The following is a 16752-nucleotide window of genomic DNA, read 5'->3' on the forward strand; positions in this document are numbered from 1 at the left end:
ACCGACCGCGAATCAGCGGCTTTTAGGGCGTCTTCGCCAACCCATAGCCAATGAGTCACGACGAGTTCCCAACAGAGGCTCCAGCGGTGGTGACCTGCGGGCTGCCGTATGCCAACGGCGACCTGCACGTCGGCCACCTCCGGACCTACGTCGGCGGCGATGTCTATTCGCGCGCGCTGAAAACCCTCGGCCAGGAGACCGCCTTCGTCTCCGGGTCGGATATGCATGGCACGCCCGTTGCGGTCAACGCCGAAAAACAGGGCGTCTCTCCTGAAGAATTTGCTCTCGACTGGCACGAGACCTACAAGGAGACGTTCCCGCGGTTCGACGTCGAGTTCGACAACTACGGTCACACCCACGACGAGACCAACGCCGAGATGACGAAGTCGATCGTCCAGGCGCTCGACGAGGCGGGCCACATCTACGAAAAGGAGATCATGGTGGCCTACGACCCCGCTGAGGACCAACACCTCCCGGATCGCTACGTCGAGGGCACCTGCCCGTACTGTGGCGCAAAGGCCCGTGGCGACGAGTGCGACGAGGGCTGCCAGCGCCACCTCGAACCCGGCGAGATCGAAGATCCGGTCTCCTCGATCACGGGCAACCCTGCCGAGTACCGCGAGCGTAGCCACAAGTTCTTCGAAGTCTCCGAGTTCGAGGACTACCTCAGCGAGTTCCTGGACCGACTCGAAGGCACCTCGAACGCCCAGAATCAGCCCCGCGAGTGGATCGAATCCGGCCTCCAGGACTGGTGTATCACCCGCGATATGGACTGGGGGATCGACTACCCAGACAAAGACGAGGGTACCGATGATCTCGTGCTCTACGTCTGGGTCGACGCCCCGATCGAGTACATCTCCTCGACCAAACAGTACACCGAGCGCGTGGGTCCTGACACCTACGACTGGGAGGAAACCTGGCGGGACGAGGGCGAAATCGTCCACGTCATCGGCCGGGATATCATCCAGCACCACTCGATCTTCTGGCCAGCGATGCTCAACGGCGCGGGGTACAACGAGCCGCGAGCCATCATGGCCTCCGGTTTTGTTACTCTGGGCGGCAAAGGGTTCTCCACGAGCCGCGACCGGGCCGTCTGGGCCGATGAATACCTCGAGGAGGGGTTCCATCCCGACCTCCTGCGCTACTATCTCGCCACCAACGGCGGCTTCCAACAGGACGTCGACTTCTCGTGGGACAAGTTCCGCGACCGGGTCAACACCGAACTCGTCGGCACGCTCGGCAACTTCGTCTACCGTTCCCTCCTCTTTGCGGCTCGCAACTACGGCGGGACGCCCGATGCCGAGGTTTCCGAGGAGGTCGACGACCGGATCGCCGAAGCCGTCGACGAGTTCACCGACGCCATCAACGACTACTCGATCCGGGAGGCGGGCAACGCCGGGATCCGACTCGCACAGTTCGGCAACGAGTACATCCAGCGCAACGAGCCGTGGAAGCTGACTGATGAGGACCCCGAGCAGGCCCGGCAGGTCATCTACGACTGCGTCCAGCTCGCCAAAGCCCTCGCCGTGATCTTCCAGCCGATCGCCCCCGAGACCTGCCAACGCCTCTGGGACCAACTCGGCGAGGACGGTACCGTGGCAAACACGACGATTGAGGCCGCCCGCGAGGGCCCACAGGGTGAGTTCGACGAGCCCGCGGAACTCTTCGAGAAGATCGAAGCAGAGCGCGTCGACGAACTCAACGAAAAGCTCGACCAGCGGGTCGAAGCAGCGACAGCCGATGCTAACGAGGATGACGAATCCATGACCGACGACTCAGACGACGACAACGACGCACAGCCAGCCGACCTCGAACCCATCGTCGAGGATCGGATTAGTTTCGAGGCATTCCAGGAGATCGATCTCCGCGTGGGCGAGATCAAAGAGGCCGAGCCGGTCGAGGGCGCGGACAAACTCGCCAAACTCCAGGTTGACATCGGCCACGAGGTCCGCCAACTCGTCGCGGGGATCAAACAGCTTCACGACCTCGACGAGCTGCCGGGTACCCGCGTCATCATCGTCGCCAACCTCGAAGAGGCTGAGCTGTTCGGCGTCGAGTCCAACGGGATGCTGCTGGCCGCTGGCGACGAAGCGGACATCCTGACGACACACGGCGACTCAGTGCTCGGAACCCGCGTTCAGTAATCAGCTACGGGCTCAGACCCGACTCCACTTCTCGACGAGAGCCTCATCGACCGGCGCACCTTTGAGCTGGAGGATCGACACCGCCTCGCCGAGTGCCTCGTCGTCGGCGACGGTGACTGTTGTCGTCTCCGGGTCGCCGTCGTCGTCGTACTGGACCGCGAGTTCGCAGTCGTCGGCGTTGATCGTGACATCGGTGATATCGTAGATATCGACGACGGCCGACGGGCGGTTAATAAACGGCAGACAGAGGGTTCCAACCGCGCCCATGAGTGCGACCAGCGAGGCGACGCCGAGCATCGAGACTGCCCCGGTCGCGCTGCCGCTGGCGATTGATCCCACGAGATCGGCAGCCGAACCGAGGAGACTGAAGCTCCCGAATCCAACGGCGAGATATCGCAGTATGGATTTCCAGTTGCCCCGTCTGTACGTCCCGACAGTGAGTCCGCGGAGGGTGTGGCGAGTCCGGAGGCGTCCGTCGACGACACGGGCGATTCCTGTCCGGGTTCGGAAGCTCCAGACGCCTGCCTGCTTCATACTCCGTTCTTGTCGGTCCCTTCGCAAAAACCTGTGTGGTGGCTAACAACTGCGGAGTAGGTACTGACTGCTCGTCAGTCGGATGCTCCGGTCGGCGGATCGTGGTCGGCTCTGCGTCACTAGCTACCACTCTACAGGCTGGTTTTATTAGTCAGTGCAACTACAATAAAGGCGCCAGCAGTATTCAGTGCCGCAGGCCCCCGCTGACAGGAGTTTCCACTTTCAGCTCTCCCCCAACTGCTGTCAGTCAAACCGCTGGATTCTGCTGGGTTTCCTCCTATAGTTCCCACCCAACTGGTAGCTCCCGGTAGGGATTAGTAGCTGCCGCCCTTTGGTGTGGTATACAATGGCACAATCTCTCTGTGACGGGCCGACAGCGGCCGACGCCGTCATAACGGGCGTTACAGGACCGCCGGGAGCAAAGCACTTATCCCCGGACCGACCCGACCTTCGGACAATCCCCCCGAGGAAATTATGAACGAAGTCCAACTCGAAGTGGCGAAAGCCTACCCCAACGATTCGGGACGTGGTATCGCTCGCCTCGACCCTGATACCCTCTTGCATCTCAAGCTCTCACCGGGCGATATCATCGAGATCGAGGGCGGCGAAACGACCGCCGCAAAAGTCTGGCGGGCCGACCGGCAAGACTGGAACACCGACACCGTCCGCATCGACGGCTTCACCCGACAGAACGCCGATGTCGGCATCGGCGAACGGGTAACGATCCGGAAGGCCGAGGCCGAAAAGGCCGACAAGCTCGTACTCGCACCCCCCGAAGAGGCGAGCGTGCAGTTCGGTTCCGACGCGGCTGGTATGGTCAAACGCCAGATCCTCAAGCGGCCAGTGGTCGAACGCGACATCGTGCCCGTGATGAGTTCGACCAACCATCCGTTCATGCGGTCGCCCGGCCAGGCGATCCCCCTCATCGCAGTCGAGACCGAACCGGATGGCGTCTGTCTCATAACGGAAGATACCGAGGTCGAACTCCGCGAGGAGCCCATTTCCGGCTTCGAGAAGACCGGCGGCGGTATCACCTACGAGGATATCGGCGGCCTGCAGAGCGAGATTCAGCGCGTCCGCGAGATGGTCGAGCTGCCGATGAAACACCCCCAGATCTTCAAGAAACTGGGGATCGAGCCGCCACAGGGCGTCCTGCTGCATGGCCCACCGGGTACCGGCAAGACCTTGCTGGCCAAGGCGGTCGCCAACGAGACCTCCGCGAGTTTCTTCTCTATCGCTGGCCCGGAGATCATCTCGAAATACTACGGGGAAAGCGAACAACAGCTGCGGGAAATCTTCGAGGATGCAAAGGAAGAGTCACCGTCGATCATCTTCATCGACGAACTCGACTCGATCGCGCCCAAACGCGAGGACGTCACGGGAGAAGTCGAGCGCCGTGTCGTCGCCCAGCTGCTGACGATGATGGACGGCCTCGAAGCCCGCGGACAGGTCATCGTCATCGCGGCGACCAACCGCGTCGACTCCGTCGACCCGGCGCTCCGTCGACCGGGCCGCTTCGACCGCGAGATCGAGATCGGCGTGCCGGACGAAGTCGGAAGGAAAGAAATCCTCCAGATCCACACCCGCGGGATGCCGCTGTCGGACGACGTCTCGCTCGACCACTTGGCCGACGAAACCCACGGCTTCGTGGGGGCCGATATCGAGAGTCTGACGAAGGAAGCAGCGATGAAAGCCCTCCGGCGCTACCTGCCGGAGATCGATCTCGACGAGGAGGACATCCCGCCGAGTTTGATCGACCGGATGATCGTCAAGCGCAGCGACTTCGGCGGCGCGCTCAACGAGGTCGAACCCTCGGCGATGCGGGAGGTACTCGTCGAGCTACCGAAGATCACGTGGGACGACGTCGGCGGGCTCGAATCGCCGAAACAGCAGGTCAAAGAGAGCGTCGAGTGGCCGCTGACCAGCCCCGAGAAGTTCGACCGGATGGGTGTCGAGGCACCGAAAGGGGTGCTGCTGTACGGCCCGCCCGGAACCGGCAAGACGCTGATGGCGAAGGCGGTCGCCAGCGAGACGAACGCCAACTTCATCTCGGTGCGTGGCCCGCAACTGCTCTCGAAGTGGGTCGGCGAGTCGGAGAAGGCGATCCGCCAGACCTTCCGGAAGGCCCGGCAGGTCAGCCCGACGATCATCTTCTTCGACGAGCTGGACAGCCTCGCCCCGGCCCGCGGCCAGGACATGGGCAACAACGTCTCCGAACGCGTCGTCAACCAGCTCCTGACCGAGCTCGACGGGCTCGAAGAGATGGGCAACGTGATGGTGATCGGCGCGACCAACCGGCCGGACATGATCGATCCCGCCCTGATCCGCTCGGGTCGATTTGATCGGTTGGTGATGATCGGCCAGCCCGACGAGGAGGGCCGCGAGCAGATCCTCAAGATCCACACCGGTGACACGCCGCTCGCGCCGGATGTGAGCCTGCGGGAGATCGCCGAGATCACCGACGGCTACGTTGGCTCGGATCTCGAATCCATCGCCCGCGAGTCGGCCATCGAGGCCCTCCGGGACGACGACGATGCGACCGAAGTCGAGATGCAGCACTTCCGGCGCGCCATGGAATCGGTCCGACCGACGGTAACCGATGAGATCATGGACTACTACGCGGAGATCGAAGACCAGTTCCGTGGCGGTGGCGGCGATCAGCTCGGCGAACGCCGCGACGGCAGAATCGGCTTCCAGTAGGCCGTCAGCGACTTTTTAAAAAGCGGCTCAGTAAATCAGTTCGTCGTTGTTGTCGATCATATACAGCGCGCGGGCGGCGATGTTGACCGAGTGGTCGCCGATACGCTCGATGTCACGGATCGTCAACAGGAACCGCGAGACGTCTTCCATGAAGGTCTCGATGTCCTCGTCGGCATCCAGCTCGTCGCTCTCGATCAGCTCGCGGACCACGGTGTCGCTGGCAATCTCACAGAGGTCATCGAGGTGGTCGTCCCGTTCGTCGACCGCATAACACTGCTGGCTGTCGTCCTCGGCATAGGCGGCCATCGCGTCGGCAAGCATTTCGAGGGTCACGTCGCCGAGTTCCTGGATATCGATCTCGGGGAAGATGTTGGTCTCGCCGTCAGTGGCGTACTCACCGAGATTGGTGGCCAGATCGGCGATGCGTTCGAGATCGGTGATGATCTTGAAGGAGGCGGCGATAAACCGGAGATCGCCCGCGACCGGCTGCTGGAGGGCGATCAGATCGGTACACTGTTTTTCGAGATCGAGGTACTGTTGGTTGATCTCGTCGTCGCCGTCGATCACCTGCTGGGCGAGGTCGGCGTCGCCGGTTTCGAGGGCTTCGAGCGCCATTTCGAGCCGCTCGGCGACCGTCTCGCTCATATCCAGCACGTCCGCCCGGAGATCCGCAAGCTGCGATTGATACTCGTTTCGTGGCATACCGGCTATGGGTCGAGCCGATAGAAAAGAATTGCCCACCCAGTCGGTGTCTTCCTGTTATCCGAACTTACCAGTAATGTAGTCCTCGACGCGCTGGTGGTCGGGGTTCTCGAAGATCTTCTGGGTGTCGTCGAACTCCACGAGTTCGCCGCCGGTGAGGAAGACGCCCGTTTTATCGGAGATACGGGCGGCCTGCTGCATGTTGTGGGTGACGATAATCACCGTGTACTCCTCGGAGATGTCGGCGATCAGGTCCTCGATCTGCGAGGTCGCCACCGGGTCGAGCGCGCTCGCTGGTTCGTCCATCAACACGACCTCCGGATCGGGCGCGATTGCGCGGGCGATACAGAGCCGCTGTTGTTGGCCGCCCGAGAGTTCGAGCCCCGACTCGTCGAGTTGGTCTTTGACTTCGTCCCACAGCGCAGCCCCTTTTAAGGCCTCCTCGACGCGGGCGTCGACATCGCCATCGAACTCCTGGATATCCAGCCCGTAGGCGACGTTGTCGCGGATGGATTTTGGGAAGGGGTTGGGCTGCTGGAAGACCATCCCGATTTTCCGCCGGAGGGCGACGGGGTCGACGTCGTCGTCATAGACGTTTTTGCCGCCAAAGTAGAGCTCTCCCTCGACGCGGGCCGAGGTGATGAGGTCGTTCATCCGGTTGACACACCGGAGGAAGGTCGATTTCCCGCAGCCGGAGGGGCCGATCAGCGCGGTGACCTGCTTTTCGGGGATATCCATCGTGATCTCCTGGAGGGCCTGCTCGTCGCCGTAGAAGACGCTGATATCCTTCGATTGGATGATCGGTTCCTCGATGAGTGGCCCCGACTCGGGCCCGCTCGCCCCGGCGATGTTCGAGCCGGGTGTCGGTGACGACACGGCCTCATCTGTCCCTTCGGCGTCTGTTTCGGGCTCACTCATGAACGTATCCCGTTGTTATTTCGGCCGCAAATAGCTGTTGCGGAACCGACTGCCGCGGTCGACGAAGTCTCCACAACCGAACGTGGACGCACAGCCCCGACAACGTGAGGAAGCCCGGAGAGCAGTCGCGCCCGAAACACGTACGGTCCGTTTTGAGCGATAGCCGTTTTTAAGTGACAGACGCCGAATTGTCGCTTTCGTACACGATATGCGCCTCTCTATCGACAGCGAACGGCTCAGCCCAGTTCACGTAGGCGTGCTGCTGTTGCTCGGTGGCGTCGTTATGACCGGCTACGGGCTCTACGACTACACACAGCAGTCGTCCGCGGTCTCGAACGCGGTCGAAGTCGACGCGACCGTCACTGACACCGACATCGACACGATTTCCCAACGCCGAGGGAGTTCCGACTACCAGCCCGTCGTGGCTTTCGAGTACCGCTTCGAGGGGACCGACTACACCAGCGACAGCCTCTACCCGTCATCGGTCGAACCCGACTATGACACGGAGTCGGCGGCCCGAGACGAGATCGAGAGCTATGCCGCTGGCGATTCCGTGACTGCCTACGTCGACCCCGCCTCGCCGGGCGAGGCCTTCCTCAGAAACGAGGAGTCGAACAGCCCGCTGAAGTTCGCCGCCATCGGCGGGGTGATGGTGATTCTCAGCGGCCGTTCGATTCTCAAACACCTATAAATACGGCCACGCCATCGAAGCGCGAACGGAACGAAGACGGCGTTTTGAGCCATCACAACCCTTTTGCTCCGATTCGGACTGGTTCACATATGCCCGCTTCCGCCGCCGGTTTGCGTTCACGCATGCTCGCCGCCGTCCTCGCGCTGTCGGTCGTGTTGGTCGCCTTCTTGATCGGCGTCTGGGCGACGTTTTATACTCTGTTCGTTTGGTTCGAACTCACACCAGCGGTCGGCTGGGCATCAGTCGTGACAGCTGGTCTGGTGGCGCTCGTCGGCTATCTGGAGTTCCGGCATCTCGATACGATCGAGCGGTTCGCCGACGCGAAGCCGATCGACCGCGAGACTGCGCCAGCACTCTCCGACATGACGACGAAGGTCGCGGCGATGTTCGACGTGCCGCCGCCGAGGATCGCGGTCTCCGAGCGGTCGGCCCCCGAGGCGATGGCCGTCGGTTTCCGGCCGGGAAATATTCATCTCGTATTGTCGAAGGGAACGATCGACGCCCTCGATGCCGCCGAACTCGAAGCGGTGATCGCCCACGAACTCGCCCACGTCGCCAACCGGGATGCGATGGTGATGACCGCGCTGTCGACGCCGGTCGTGTTGGCCGACGGGCTGCGCTCGCGGCTCGGTGAGTTCGAGCACCGAAGCCCGTTTGCGCTCGTCGCCGTGCCGCTGGGGTTCGTCTCGAATGCCGTCTGGATCGTCGGGAGAGCGATCACCGCTCGGCTCTCCCGACAGCGCGAGCGGGCGGCCGATCGCGCGGCCGCCGAGGCCACCGGCTCGCCATCGACGCTCGCGGCGGCGCTCCGCACCCTCGACAGCGAGATCGCAGCCACGCCCGACCGAGACCTCCGGGCGGTTTCCGGCGTCTCCTCGCTGTCGATCCTCTCACTGGAACCACGGGAACTCGAAAAGGTGATGCTCGGACCGGAGGGCGACACCGAGCCGTCCTACTGGTGGCTCCGCAAACGGCTCCACCGTCTCGAACGGTGGCTGTTCGTGAGCCATCCGCCGACCGAACAGCGACTCTCGGTACTCGCGGAGCTCGAAGCGACTCGGTCGACGAGCTAATCCTCCGTCTCGGGATCGTCACCCGACGCAGCGGGCTTTCTCGACGCAGTTGTGTCGCCCCCGGCCTCGGCCACGCCGTTATCGGACTCCACGGCCTCCCGCTGGGTAGGGATGAGATCGAGCCGCGGCTCGGCGTCCCCGAGGACGACCAGCGCGTAGTAGCGTACGTAGCTCCGAACCGGTGCCACGACCAGCGAAACGACATACTGGTAGGCGATCAGTCCCGCGACGAAGGCACCGACGATCAGCGGCTCGAAGGCCGAGCTGAGTTCGGTGAGCGCCGATCCGCCGAGAACGATCCCGAAGACGCCGACGATCCCGATGACGAACCCGACGATCGTGAGGACGGCCCAGAGGATGAAGCCGATCAGCCACGCGAGCAGGACCGTCGCGAGGACGCCGAGTTTGTTTGCGGCCGCCGCGTCGACGAACCGCCGCCAGCCACTGAGTGCCCCACGCTGTTCGTGGAGCATGACCGGGACGACGAACAGCGTCGTCAGCGTGTTGACCGTCGTCAGCCCGAATAACGCGACCACTGCGGTGAGGCCAATGCCGATTACCTGAGTCGGCGTTACCTCGGCAGGCGTGGTGACATCGCCGACGAAGACGGTCCACGCGACCGGGACAGCCACCACCGCGATCGACGCAAGCCAGACGCCGACTCGGAACAACAGGAGCCGAACTCCGGCCCCGAGGTTGGATCGGATGTAGAGTCGAAGCGAGAGCGACCGCGACCGCAGCGAGTCGACGAAGACGAACTCCAGGACGGCCGCGATATATCCGAACGCCCCGATGATCAACAGTCCCGCGGCGATCACCCCGGCAGCCGCCCACAGCTCGGACGGGTCGCTGACCGTCTCTGGGCCGATCGGCAGACCGGTGAACTGACTCGTCAGCCCCGACCCACCGAGGAACAGCACGACGACCCCGAGTTTGAGCCAACCACCTGCACCCAGCGCCGAGAGATACTGTTTCGTCAGCCCCCCGGCGTCGGTGAGTGTTTTAAATACAGCCATCTGTCAGATAGATGCGGCAGACTGCGCTCGATAGCACGCTTCGATGCTACTCACTGCCGTCTCGTCGGTCGACCATCTACGACAGATCCGTTGATCGTGATACATACCACACAGTTAGGCGTATGTGTATTTAATATCCCAGTGCCATGTGCTGGCTGTGAAACTTCGCCCGGTGTCACCACGACGGCGAGCGGTACTGCTAGCGTCGTGACCGGACTCGAATAATTAAAAAGCCTGGTTGTTCAAGATGCGCTATGCTCCCACTCACAGCCTCACCGCTTCCGATCGAGTCGACTGCGGGCGTCGTCCTCGTAGTTAGTATCCTCATCACGCTGCTGTGGATTCGGTCGGTCTTCCGCTAGTCCTCTTCTTCGATCCGGTCGACGCGCGCGCCGAACCAGTCGGCGGCGGCCGCAACGGCTTCGGCATCGGTGCCGCTGAACTTGACACGGACCGTCTCGCCCGGATAGCTCCCGACAGCCACGTCGAACCGTTCGCGGACCTCCTGGAGCCGGTCGACCAGCGCGCTTTCGGGCTCGTCGGCCACGACAGTCCGGGTGTGGATCTCCGCGCCAGCGAACGCCTCGGCGACCGACTCGAACATCGCTTTCATTTCGGCCGGGACGCCCGGCAACACGTAGATCGAGTCGACGACTGCGCCGGGTGCGACGCCAACCTCGTTGGGGAGCATCCGCGCGCCAGCGGGCAGTTCAGCCGTTCCGACGGCCAGCTCGTCGGCCGAGTAGCCGCCCTGCTCGGTGAGCCACTCGCGGGCCGCCTCGTGGTGGACTGTCTCCCGGCCGACGGCGGCCGCGACGCCCTCCATCGTCAGATCGTCGGGGGTCGGCCCCAATCCACCGGTGACGATCACCGCGTCGTACTCGGCGTGGTACTCGTTGACGACGCGAGCGATCTCGCCGATCCGGTCGGGCAGGGTGGTGATTCGGTCGACCGTACAACCGCGGGCGGTGAGCTGTTCGGCGAGCCACGCCGCGTTGGTGTTGACCGTCTGGCCGACCAGCAGTTCGTCGCCGACGGTGACGATGGCGACGTTCATTTGTCCTCGTCGTCCTCCTCGGTATCGAGACCCATCCCCACCCGCACGTCGTGGAGCCGGTCGATCTGTCGGCGGTAGTAGTAGAGCCCACCGACGCCGATCAGCGACAGCAGGACGGCCGCGCCGCCGAAGACGTAGAGGTCCCGTTCGAGGTAGTACTGGACGAGGATCGTTCCGCCGGTGACCTCCTCCCACTGCACGTGGACCCGGTTGTCGATGATCTCGGTATCCGCGCCTCGCGGGGCGGCGTTACTGAAGAGGAAGAAGTCCATCCGGTAGTCCTCCGGGAGAATGACCTCGTAGGAGCCCTCGACGTACACCGGCAGCGAGAGTCGGCGCGGGGTTGCGCTCGCCGAGAAGGCCAGTTGACCGTCGGCGTCGGGGACGGTCACGTCGACCTCGTCGGTGGTCTGGTCGATCTCGCCGCCGCGTTCGCGGATCTCGGTACCGGAGATCACCGTGCCGTTGTCGGCATACCGGAACCGGACCGCCGAGACGTCGAGGGGTTCCTCGCGGCCGAGTCCGGCCGGGATATATAAGCGGAGCTCCTGGCTCGCGTTGACATCGTAGACCGCTTGGACTTCGTCGGCGGTATGGAGGGTCAGGAGGGCGTCGCGGTCGGTCTCCCAGCTGTAGGGTTCGGTCGGCTCCTCGTCGAGTCGCTCCGGAGAGATCTCACCGCCGCCGGTGATGTACCCCAGACAGCCCGCGGTCGCCGCCAGTGCGACAACGGCGACGATCGCGAGGCCGAGCCGCCGGTTCATCGCGCCTCCGTGGGCGTCGGCCGACCCCGCCGCTGAGCCAAGCGGTCGCTCCCCGAGCGATCGAGCCGTCGGCTCGGCGGCTCGTGTTCGTGCCGTCTCGATCCCCGCGGGATGCCCGCCTCGTCCTGTTGGCTGGCCATAGCGTATGTATTGGCTGTACTCCCGCGGACTGTTGAGCCTATCGCAACAGCGCTCGCCGCACCCGTCGGGACAACGGTCAAGCCCGTCGACGTCGAATTCTACTCCTATCAATGGCCCCACAGCTCGAAACCCCCGTCGAGATCGGCGGGCTCTCCCTCCGCAATCGGCTCTATCGCGCGCCGCTCCTGGAGTGTGCCGGAAACGGCCCTGACGCCGTCGATACCCTGATCGCCGACCTCGAACCCGCCGCCGCATCGGGCGCTGGCCTCGTCTGTCAGGGTGCGACGGTCGTCCGTGGGCCTGGCGGCTGTGCCGCGCCGAACATGACCTACGTCGACGACCCGGCGTTCGTCGAGGAACTCTCGCGGCTCACCGACGCCATCCACGACCATGGCGCGGCGATCGCGATCCAGCTCGAACACGGCGGGCTCCGGAGTCTGGAGACGTGGCACCACGGCTACCGCAGTGAGCATCCCGATCTGCAGCAGCTCGCGGTCTCCCAACCGCCGCGAGCCCTCCGCGTCCTCGACCGATTGGGGCTGCTCTCGTACGACCCACATGTCCTGTCGACTGACGAGGTCTACGAACTCGCAGCGGATTTCGGCCGCTCGGCGAAATGGGCCACCGAGGCGGGCTACGACATCATCCACATCGCGGGCGCAAACATGGGGATCGTCCACCAGTTCTGCTCGCCGTTTTATAATCGGCGGGACGACGAGTTCGCCGACGGGGTGCGGTTCCTGGAACTCGTTGCCAGCGAGATCCGCCAGCGGTGCGGTGACGTACCGCTGATGACCAAGGTTCCGGCTGAATCGGCCACCCCGCCCGGAGTCGGTCCACACCTCTCGGAGGCCGACGCGATGAAGATCTGCGAGCGACTCGAAAAGGCCGGATTCGACGCCCTCGTCCCGGTCACCGGCTCGGTCATCTGGGATATGAGCATTATCAAAGGCGAGTTTCCCGGCCGCGCATGGAGCGACGAGGGATTTTCTGCGGGGTACAGCGAGGCCTTCGGCGGGCCGCTCCGGCGGCGGCTCGCCGCGGCGGCGACGTGGCTCGACTCGCGGCTTTATAACTACGAGCCCGCGTGGAACAGCGGGCTGTGTCGGCGCGTCCGGGAGCGTGTTGACGTGCCGGTGCTCGCGGAGGGTGGGATTCGAACCCGCGGCGAAATCGACGCCCTGCTTGGGACCGACTGTGATCTCGTCGGGTTGGGTCGACCCTTCTATGCGGAGCCGCGGCTTCCGGCGCGGCTCCTGGAGGCTCCCCCTGAGACGGCGGTCGTCTGCGAGAACTGTAACAACTGTACCGTCCCGCAAGCGGCGGGCGAGCCGGGCGTCTGCCGGACGCCAGCGGTGTTGGCCGAGGCGGGACGGCTCCGCAAAGCCGGAGCCTACGACCGCCTGCAGTCGGGCGAATCGGCCACGCAGGTCGACGATTCCTAACTCGCGTCTGACGCGGCGAGCGTATTTTATACCCCGACCCGATGCAGTTGGTATGAACCGGGCAACAACGTTCGTCACCGGAGCCCTCAGTGGGCTGGCTGCGGTGGCTGGCTGGCGCTACTACCGCTCACGGGCGACCGAGTCGGTCGACTACGAGACGCGTCGCACCGACGACGGCATCGAAATCAGGGAGTACCCGACGGTCGTGGTCGCCGAAACTGTCGCCGCAAACAGGGGCTCAGCCCGGCGTCGGCTCCAACACTATCTCGACGGGGCCAACAGCGTCGAGGCGAGAATTCCAGCGACGACGCCGCTCCGAACGCAAGTCGAATCGGTCGAAGTGCCGACCACCGACGGCAGCGAGTCCTCGACCCACCCGGTCCGGGTCGGCACCTATCTGCCGCCGGGCTACAGCCCCCAGACCGCTCCCGAGCCGACCGACCGCTCGGTGCTCCTTACTGTTGAAACACCCCGGACCATCGCTGTTCGGTCGGTCCCGATCTATTCGTCTGGCGATCGCGTCGACCGGGCCAAAACGCGGCTCCTGGAGGCGATCGAGAGCACCGATCTGGTTGCGGTTGGCTCGCCGTTCGTGTTCAACTACGACAACTCCCTGCTGGGATCGCTGACCGGCCGGGCCGAAGTCGGGATCGAGATCGCCTGACGACGCAGTGCCTGTTTTATAACCCGACCGACGCTGCCGCGGCACGAGACAGAAGATATACACGTCTCATCGCCGGAGTAGTAGCTATTCATGAGCAATCGACGGCCAAGCCGACGACGGTGGCTGCAACTCGGCGGGACTGCGATCGCGGCGAGCCTCTCGGGCTGTCTCTCCCAGCTTTCCGGAGACGACTCCGGAGACGACCCCGGAAACGAGACCGACCCCGAGTCGGATGCTGACGGCGAATCAGCCGCTGACGATCCGGAAACACGGGTGTATCGGGAGGCCATCGACTCGGTCGTGCTCGTCCGGAACGATGAGGGCAGCGGCACGGGGTTCATGATCGACGAGGGACACGTCGTCACGAACGCTCACGTCGTCGGTGAGGCCTCCGAAGCCGAGATCCGCTTTTCGGAGGGCCAGTGGACGACCGGCGAGGTCGTCGGCACCGACCCCCACAGCGATCTCGCGGCCATCGCCGTCGAGACCGTCCCGGAGTCGGCGACCCCGCTGTCGTTTATCGACGGCGAAACCGCGGTCGGCACGGACGTGGTCGCTATCGGCAACCCCTTCAATTTCGACGGCAGCGTCACCGCAGGCATCGTCAGCGGCGTCGACCGGTCGATCCCCTCGCCGACCGGGTTTACGATCCCGGATGCGATCCAGACCGACGCCGCGGTCAACCCCGGCAACAGTGGCGGCCCGCTGATGTCTCTAGAGGGCCGGGTGGTCGCGGTCATCAACTCCGGCGGCGGCGACAACCTCGGGTTCGGCGTCTCGGCCCCGCTGGCCCGGCGCGTGATTCCGGAACTCATCGAGACCGGGAGCTACGAACACAGCTATATGGGCGTCTCCTTCGCCGACGTGACCCCCGACATCGCCGAAGCAAACGGGTTGGACGAGCCGCGCGGCCTGCTCGTCGATTCGGTCGTCGAGGACGGCCCCGCCGAGGGCGTCCTCCAACCCAGCGAGGAAACACAGGTCGTCGACGACACGGAGGTGCCGGTCGGCGGGGACGTCATGCTCTCGCTCGGTGGCGACGAACTGCTGACCACTGAGGATCTGGGGAACTACCTCGCCCTCCAGACGCGCCCCGGTGACACCATCTCGGTGGCGGTCCTGCGCGATGGGAGCGAACAGACAGTCGAGATAACCCTCGGCACCCGACCTGACGAACTCGAATAGCTGACAGCGACGCTATTTAAATAATCGGCCGCTACCGGAAAAACCACCCACTGCCGCCCACGGTCTGTTTATACCTAGTCTGTGGATTCCGTTGGGACTGCGACCGTTACAGGTAATCGTGTTCGACCAGCCGGTCGACTGCCTCACGGAGCCGTTCCTCGCTCGCTGCATAGGAGATGCGGGCGTAGCCGGGCGCGCCGAAGGCACTGCCCGGAACCGTCGCCACGTGGGCCTCTTCGATCGCGCCCTCACACCAGGCTTGATCGTCGTCGTCCACGGGGATCATCATATAAAAGGCTCCGTCGCCGATCGGTACGTCGACGTCGTGTTCGGCGAAGAGATCCGCCAGCATATCCCGGCGCTCGCGGAAGGCCTCGCGCATCTCTTCGACGGAGTCGTCGGTGCGCTCCGAGAGGGCTTCGAGTCCGGCGCGCTGGACGAAGTTCACGGCGCAAGAAACCGAATGCGAGTGGAGTTTGCTCGCCTCGTCGATCAGATCCTGTGGGGCGTGGATGTAGCCGAGCCGCCAGCCGGTCATCGAAAACGCCTTCGAGAAGCCGTTCAGGGTGATCGTTCGGTCTTCCATCCCCTCCAGGGAGCCCAGCGAGGTGGGCTCGACGCCGTAGGTGATCCGCTCGTAGATCTCGTCGGAGATGACCGCGAAGTCGTGTTCGACCGCGAGGTCCCGAACGCCTTCGAGGGCTTCATCGGAGTAGACGGCTCCAGTGGGGTTCGACGGCGAGTTGACAACCAGCAGTTCGGTCTCGTCCGACACAGCGTCGGCCAGATCGTCGAGGCCCGGCTCCAGCTGGAAGCCGTACGGTGAGAGATCAACGCGATTGAGCGAGCCGCCCGAGAGTTTGACCATCGCCTCATAGGAGACCCACGCGGGGTCCAGGAGCACGACCTCGTCGCCGTCGTCGATCAGCGTGTTGATCGCCTCGTACAGACCCTGTTTGCCGCCCGGCGTGACGATGATCTCGTCGGCTGAGGCGTCGACGCCCTGGTCGGTGAGCTTGTCAGCGAGAGCCTCTCGAAGCTCCAGGATCCCGTTCGAGGAGGTGTAGCCGGTGTGTCCGGCGTCCATCGCGTCCTTTCCGGCCTCGATGATGTTGTCGGGCGTCGGGAAGTCGGGCTCGCCGACCGAGAGGTCGACAACGTCGATCCCTTCGGCCTCCAGCTCACTCGATAGGTTGCTGATCGCCAGCGTCGCGCTCGGTTCGACCCGGCCGACCCGGTCCGCAAACTCCATGTTCATTGTCCTACCCCTACCATATCCACCGCGGCGTTTACCGCTTCCGCTCCTTTGTCGACCCGCTCGCGGGCCTCCGCGCCGCTCATCCCCGGCCCGCTGACGCCGAAGGTGACTGGCGTATCTCGGTCGAGGCTCACGTCTGTCAGGGCCTGGGCGGCGGCGTCGGCGATCACCCGGTCGTGGTCAGTGTCGCCGCTGACGATCGCGCCGATGACGGCGACAGCGTCGACGTCCTCGCGGCGAGCCAACCGGTCGGCCGCCAGCGGCGAGTCGTATGCGCCCGGTACTTCGAGTGTTTCGGCGATCTCTATGCCTCGATCGGCGGCGGCCTCCTCGGCGGCGGCCTGCATCTCGGCGGTAACTGAACTATTGAATTGGGCCACTACCAGTCCAACTGCGGTCATAGCCGGACGTTGGCGGGTTCGGCAAAAGAACTACCGTTCGCGGGCTGTCGACCCCTGAG

The 16752-nt window shown here is 64.1% G+C and carries 16 protein-coding genes; 7 read left to right on the forward strand and 9 right to left on the reverse strand.

Features of this window, described 5'->3' with window-relative positions; all coding sequences use genetic code 11:
• The first annotated feature begins 50 nt into the window (after positions 1–50).
• On the forward strand, positions 51–2144 hold the full coding sequence (metG, locus tag NO877_RS05610) for a methionine--tRNA ligase (protein WP_256395339.1): 2094 nt from the start codon (positions 51–53) through the stop codon (positions 2142–2144).
• 12 nt (positions 2145–2156) lie between these two features.
• On the opposite strand, the gene NO877_RS05615 is transcribed toward metG, so the two are convergent.
• Complete coding sequence (locus NO877_RS05615) at positions 2157–2678, reverse strand: hypothetical protein (RefSeq protein WP_256395340.1); 522 nt, start codon at positions 2676–2678, stop codon at positions 2157–2159.
• 474 nt (positions 2679–3152) lie between these two features.
• Between NO877_RS05615 and NO877_RS05620 the strand changes: the two genes are divergently transcribed.
• Entirely contained in the window at positions 3153–5378 is a 2226-nt protein-coding gene (locus tag NO877_RS05620) for a CDC48 family AAA ATPase (protein ID WP_256395341.1), read from the forward strand.
• Positions 5379–5405: 27 nt separating this feature from the next.
• On the opposite strand, the gene phoU is transcribed toward NO877_RS05620, so the two are convergent.
• Both phoU and pstB read right to left on the reverse strand, forming a co-directional pair.
• Positions 5406–6080: a phosphate signaling complex protein PhoU gene (phoU, locus tag NO877_RS05625; RefSeq protein ID WP_256395342.1), complete on the reverse strand. Its 675-nt coding sequence runs from the start codon at positions 6078–6080 to the stop codon at positions 5406–5408.
• A gap of 57 nt (positions 6081–6137) precedes the next feature.
• On the reverse strand, positions 6138–6998 hold the full coding sequence (pstB, locus tag NO877_RS05630; protein ID WP_256395343.1) for a phosphate ABC transporter ATP-binding protein PstB: 861 nt from the start codon (positions 6996–6998) through the stop codon (positions 6138–6140).
• 208 nt (positions 6999–7206) lie between these two features.
• On the opposite strand from pstB, the gene NO877_RS05635 reads away from it, so the two are divergent.
• Positions 7207–7689: a DUF3592 domain-containing protein gene (locus tag NO877_RS05635; protein WP_256395344.1), complete on the forward strand. Its 483-nt coding sequence runs from the start codon at positions 7207–7209 to the stop codon at positions 7687–7689.
• An 89-nt stretch (positions 7690–7778) separates the two neighbouring features.
• Positions 7779–8762 (forward strand): M48 family metalloprotease, encoded by a 984-nt coding sequence (locus NO877_RS05640; protein WP_256395345.1) that lies wholly within the window; start codon positions 7779–7781, stop codon positions 8760–8762.
• On the opposite strand, the gene NO877_RS05645 is transcribed toward NO877_RS05640, so the two are convergent.
• The 4 genes from NO877_RS05645 to NO877_RS05660 form a co-directional block, all read right to left on the reverse strand.
• The gene (locus NO877_RS05645) at positions 8759–9778 is read right to left on the reverse strand and encodes a DUF7544 domain-containing protein (RefSeq protein WP_256395346.1); all 1020 of its coding nucleotides are present in this window, start codon (positions 9776–9778) and stop codon (positions 8759–8761) included. The two genes, NO877_RS05640 and NO877_RS05645, sit on opposite strands and share 4 nt — an antisense overlap.
• Positions 9779–10136: 358 nt before the next feature.
• Positions 10137–10835 carry a competence/damage-inducible protein A gene (locus NO877_RS05650; protein ID WP_256395347.1) on the reverse strand — a complete coding sequence of 233 codons (699 nt, stop codon included), beginning with the start codon at positions 10833–10835 and terminating at the stop codon, positions 10137–10139.
• Positions 10832–11599 (reverse strand): DUF5803 family protein, encoded by a 768-nt coding sequence (locus NO877_RS05655; RefSeq protein ID WP_256395348.1) that lies wholly within the window; start codon positions 11597–11599, stop codon positions 10832–10834. The genes NO877_RS05650 and NO877_RS05655 overlap by 4 nt, the downstream gene beginning before the upstream one ends.
• Complete coding sequence (locus NO877_RS05660) at positions 11596–11739, reverse strand: hypothetical protein (RefSeq protein WP_256395349.1); 144 nt, start codon at positions 11737–11739, stop codon at positions 11596–11598. The genes NO877_RS05655 and NO877_RS05660 overlap by 4 nt, the downstream gene beginning before the upstream one ends.
• Before the next feature lie 111 nt (positions 11740–11850).
• Here NO877_RS05660 and NO877_RS05665 point away from each other — a divergent pair, with 111 nt between their 5' ends.
• The 3 genes from NO877_RS05665 to NO877_RS05675 all read left to right on the forward strand — a co-directional run bounded on the left by NO877_RS05665 (position 11851) and on the right by NO877_RS05675 (position 15034).
• Positions 11851–13185, forward strand: a complete 1335-nt coding sequence (locus tag NO877_RS05665; protein ID WP_256395350.1) for an oxidoreductase — start codon at positions 11851–11853, stop codon at positions 13183–13185.
• A gap of 52 nt (positions 13186–13237) precedes the next feature.
• Positions 13238–13849 carry an SOUL family heme-binding protein gene (locus NO877_RS05670; RefSeq protein ID WP_256395351.1) on the forward strand — a complete coding sequence of 204 codons (612 nt, stop codon included), beginning with the start codon at positions 13238–13240 and terminating at the stop codon, positions 13847–13849.
• Between the two features lie 90 nt (positions 13850–13939).
• Complete coding sequence (locus NO877_RS05675; RefSeq protein WP_256395352.1) at positions 13940–15034, forward strand: S1C family serine protease; 1095 nt, start codon at positions 13940–13942, stop codon at positions 15032–15034.
• Positions 15035–15140: 106 nt separating this feature from the next.
• Here the strand turns inward: NO877_RS05675 and NO877_RS05680 are convergent, their stop codons facing one another.
• Both NO877_RS05680 and ribH read right to left on the reverse strand, forming a co-directional pair.
• Complete coding sequence (locus NO877_RS05680) at positions 15141–16292, reverse strand: pyridoxal phosphate-dependent aminotransferase (RefSeq protein ID WP_256395353.1); 1152 nt, start codon at positions 16290–16292, stop codon at positions 15141–15143.
• Complete coding sequence (gene ribH / locus NO877_RS05685) at positions 16289–16693, reverse strand: 6,7-dimethyl-8-ribityllumazine synthase (protein WP_256395354.1); 405 nt, start codon at positions 16691–16693, stop codon at positions 16289–16291. The genes NO877_RS05680 and ribH overlap by 4 nt, the downstream gene beginning before the upstream one ends.
• Positions 16694–16752: the final 59 nt, after the last annotated feature.

The sequence above is a fragment of the Halohasta litorea genome (assembly GCF_024494645.1).
GTDB lineage: Archaea > Halobacteriota > Halobacteria > Halobacteriales > Haloferacaceae > Halohasta > Halohasta litorea.

Excerpts from the sequence above, each read along its gene's own strand:
- NO877_RS05640 (WP_256395345.1), top strand. The coding sequence starts at position 7,779 with ATGCCCGCTTCCGCCGCCGGTTTGCGTTCACGCATGCTCGCCGCCGTC.
- NO877_RS05675 (WP_256395352.1), top strand. The coding sequence starts at position 13,940 with ATGAGCAATCGACGGCCAAGCCGACGACGGTGGCTGCAACTCGGCGGG.
- NO877_RS05620 (WP_256395341.1), top strand. The coding sequence starts at position 3,153 with ATGAACGAAGTCCAACTCGAAGTGGCGAAAGCCTACCCCAACGATTCG.
- NO877_RS05655 (WP_256395348.1), bottom strand. The coding sequence starts at position 11,599 with ATGAACCGGCGGCTCGGCCTCGCGATCGTCGCCGTTGTCGCACTGGCG.
- ribH (WP_256395354.1), bottom strand. The coding sequence starts at position 16,693 with ATGACCGCAGTTGGACTGGTAGTGGCCCAATTCAATAGTTCAGTTACC.
- NO877_RS05645 (WP_256395346.1), bottom strand. The coding sequence starts at position 9,778 with ATGGCTGTATTTAAAACACTCACCGACGCCGGGGGGCTGACGAAACAG.
- NO877_RS05680 (WP_256395353.1), bottom strand. The coding sequence starts at position 16,292 with ATGAACATGGAGTTTGCGGACCGGGTCGGCCGGGTCGAACCGAGCGCG.
- phoU (WP_256395342.1), bottom strand. The coding sequence starts at position 6,080 with ATGCCACGAAACGAGTATCAATCGCAGCTTGCGGATCTCCGGGCGGAC.
- NO877_RS05615 (WP_256395340.1), bottom strand. The coding sequence starts at position 2,678 with ATGAAGCAGGCAGGCGTCTGGAGCTTCCGAACCCGGACAGGAATCGCC.
- NO877_RS05650 (WP_256395347.1), bottom strand. The coding sequence starts at position 10,835 with ATGAACGTCGCCATCGTCACCGTCGGCGACGAACTGCTGGTCGGCCAG.
- pstB (WP_256395343.1), bottom strand. The coding sequence starts at position 6,998 with ATGAGTGAGCCCGAAACAGACGCCGAAGGGACAGATGAGGCCGTGTCG.
- NO877_RS05660 (WP_256395349.1), bottom strand. The coding sequence starts at position 11,739 with ATGGCCAGCCAACAGGACGAGGCGGGCATCCCGCGGGGATCGAGACGG.
- NO877_RS05670 (WP_256395351.1), top strand. The coding sequence starts at position 13,238 with ATGAACCGGGCAACAACGTTCGTCACCGGAGCCCTCAGTGGGCTGGCT.
- metG (WP_256395339.1), top strand. The coding sequence starts at position 51 with ATGAGTCACGACGAGTTCCCAACAGAGGCTCCAGCGGTGGTGACCTGC.
- NO877_RS05635 (WP_256395344.1), top strand. The coding sequence starts at position 7,207 with ATGCGCCTCTCTATCGACAGCGAACGGCTCAGCCCAGTTCACGTAGGC.
- NO877_RS05665 (WP_256395350.1), top strand. The coding sequence starts at position 11,851 with ATGGCCCCACAGCTCGAAACCCCCGTCGAGATCGGCGGGCTCTCCCTC.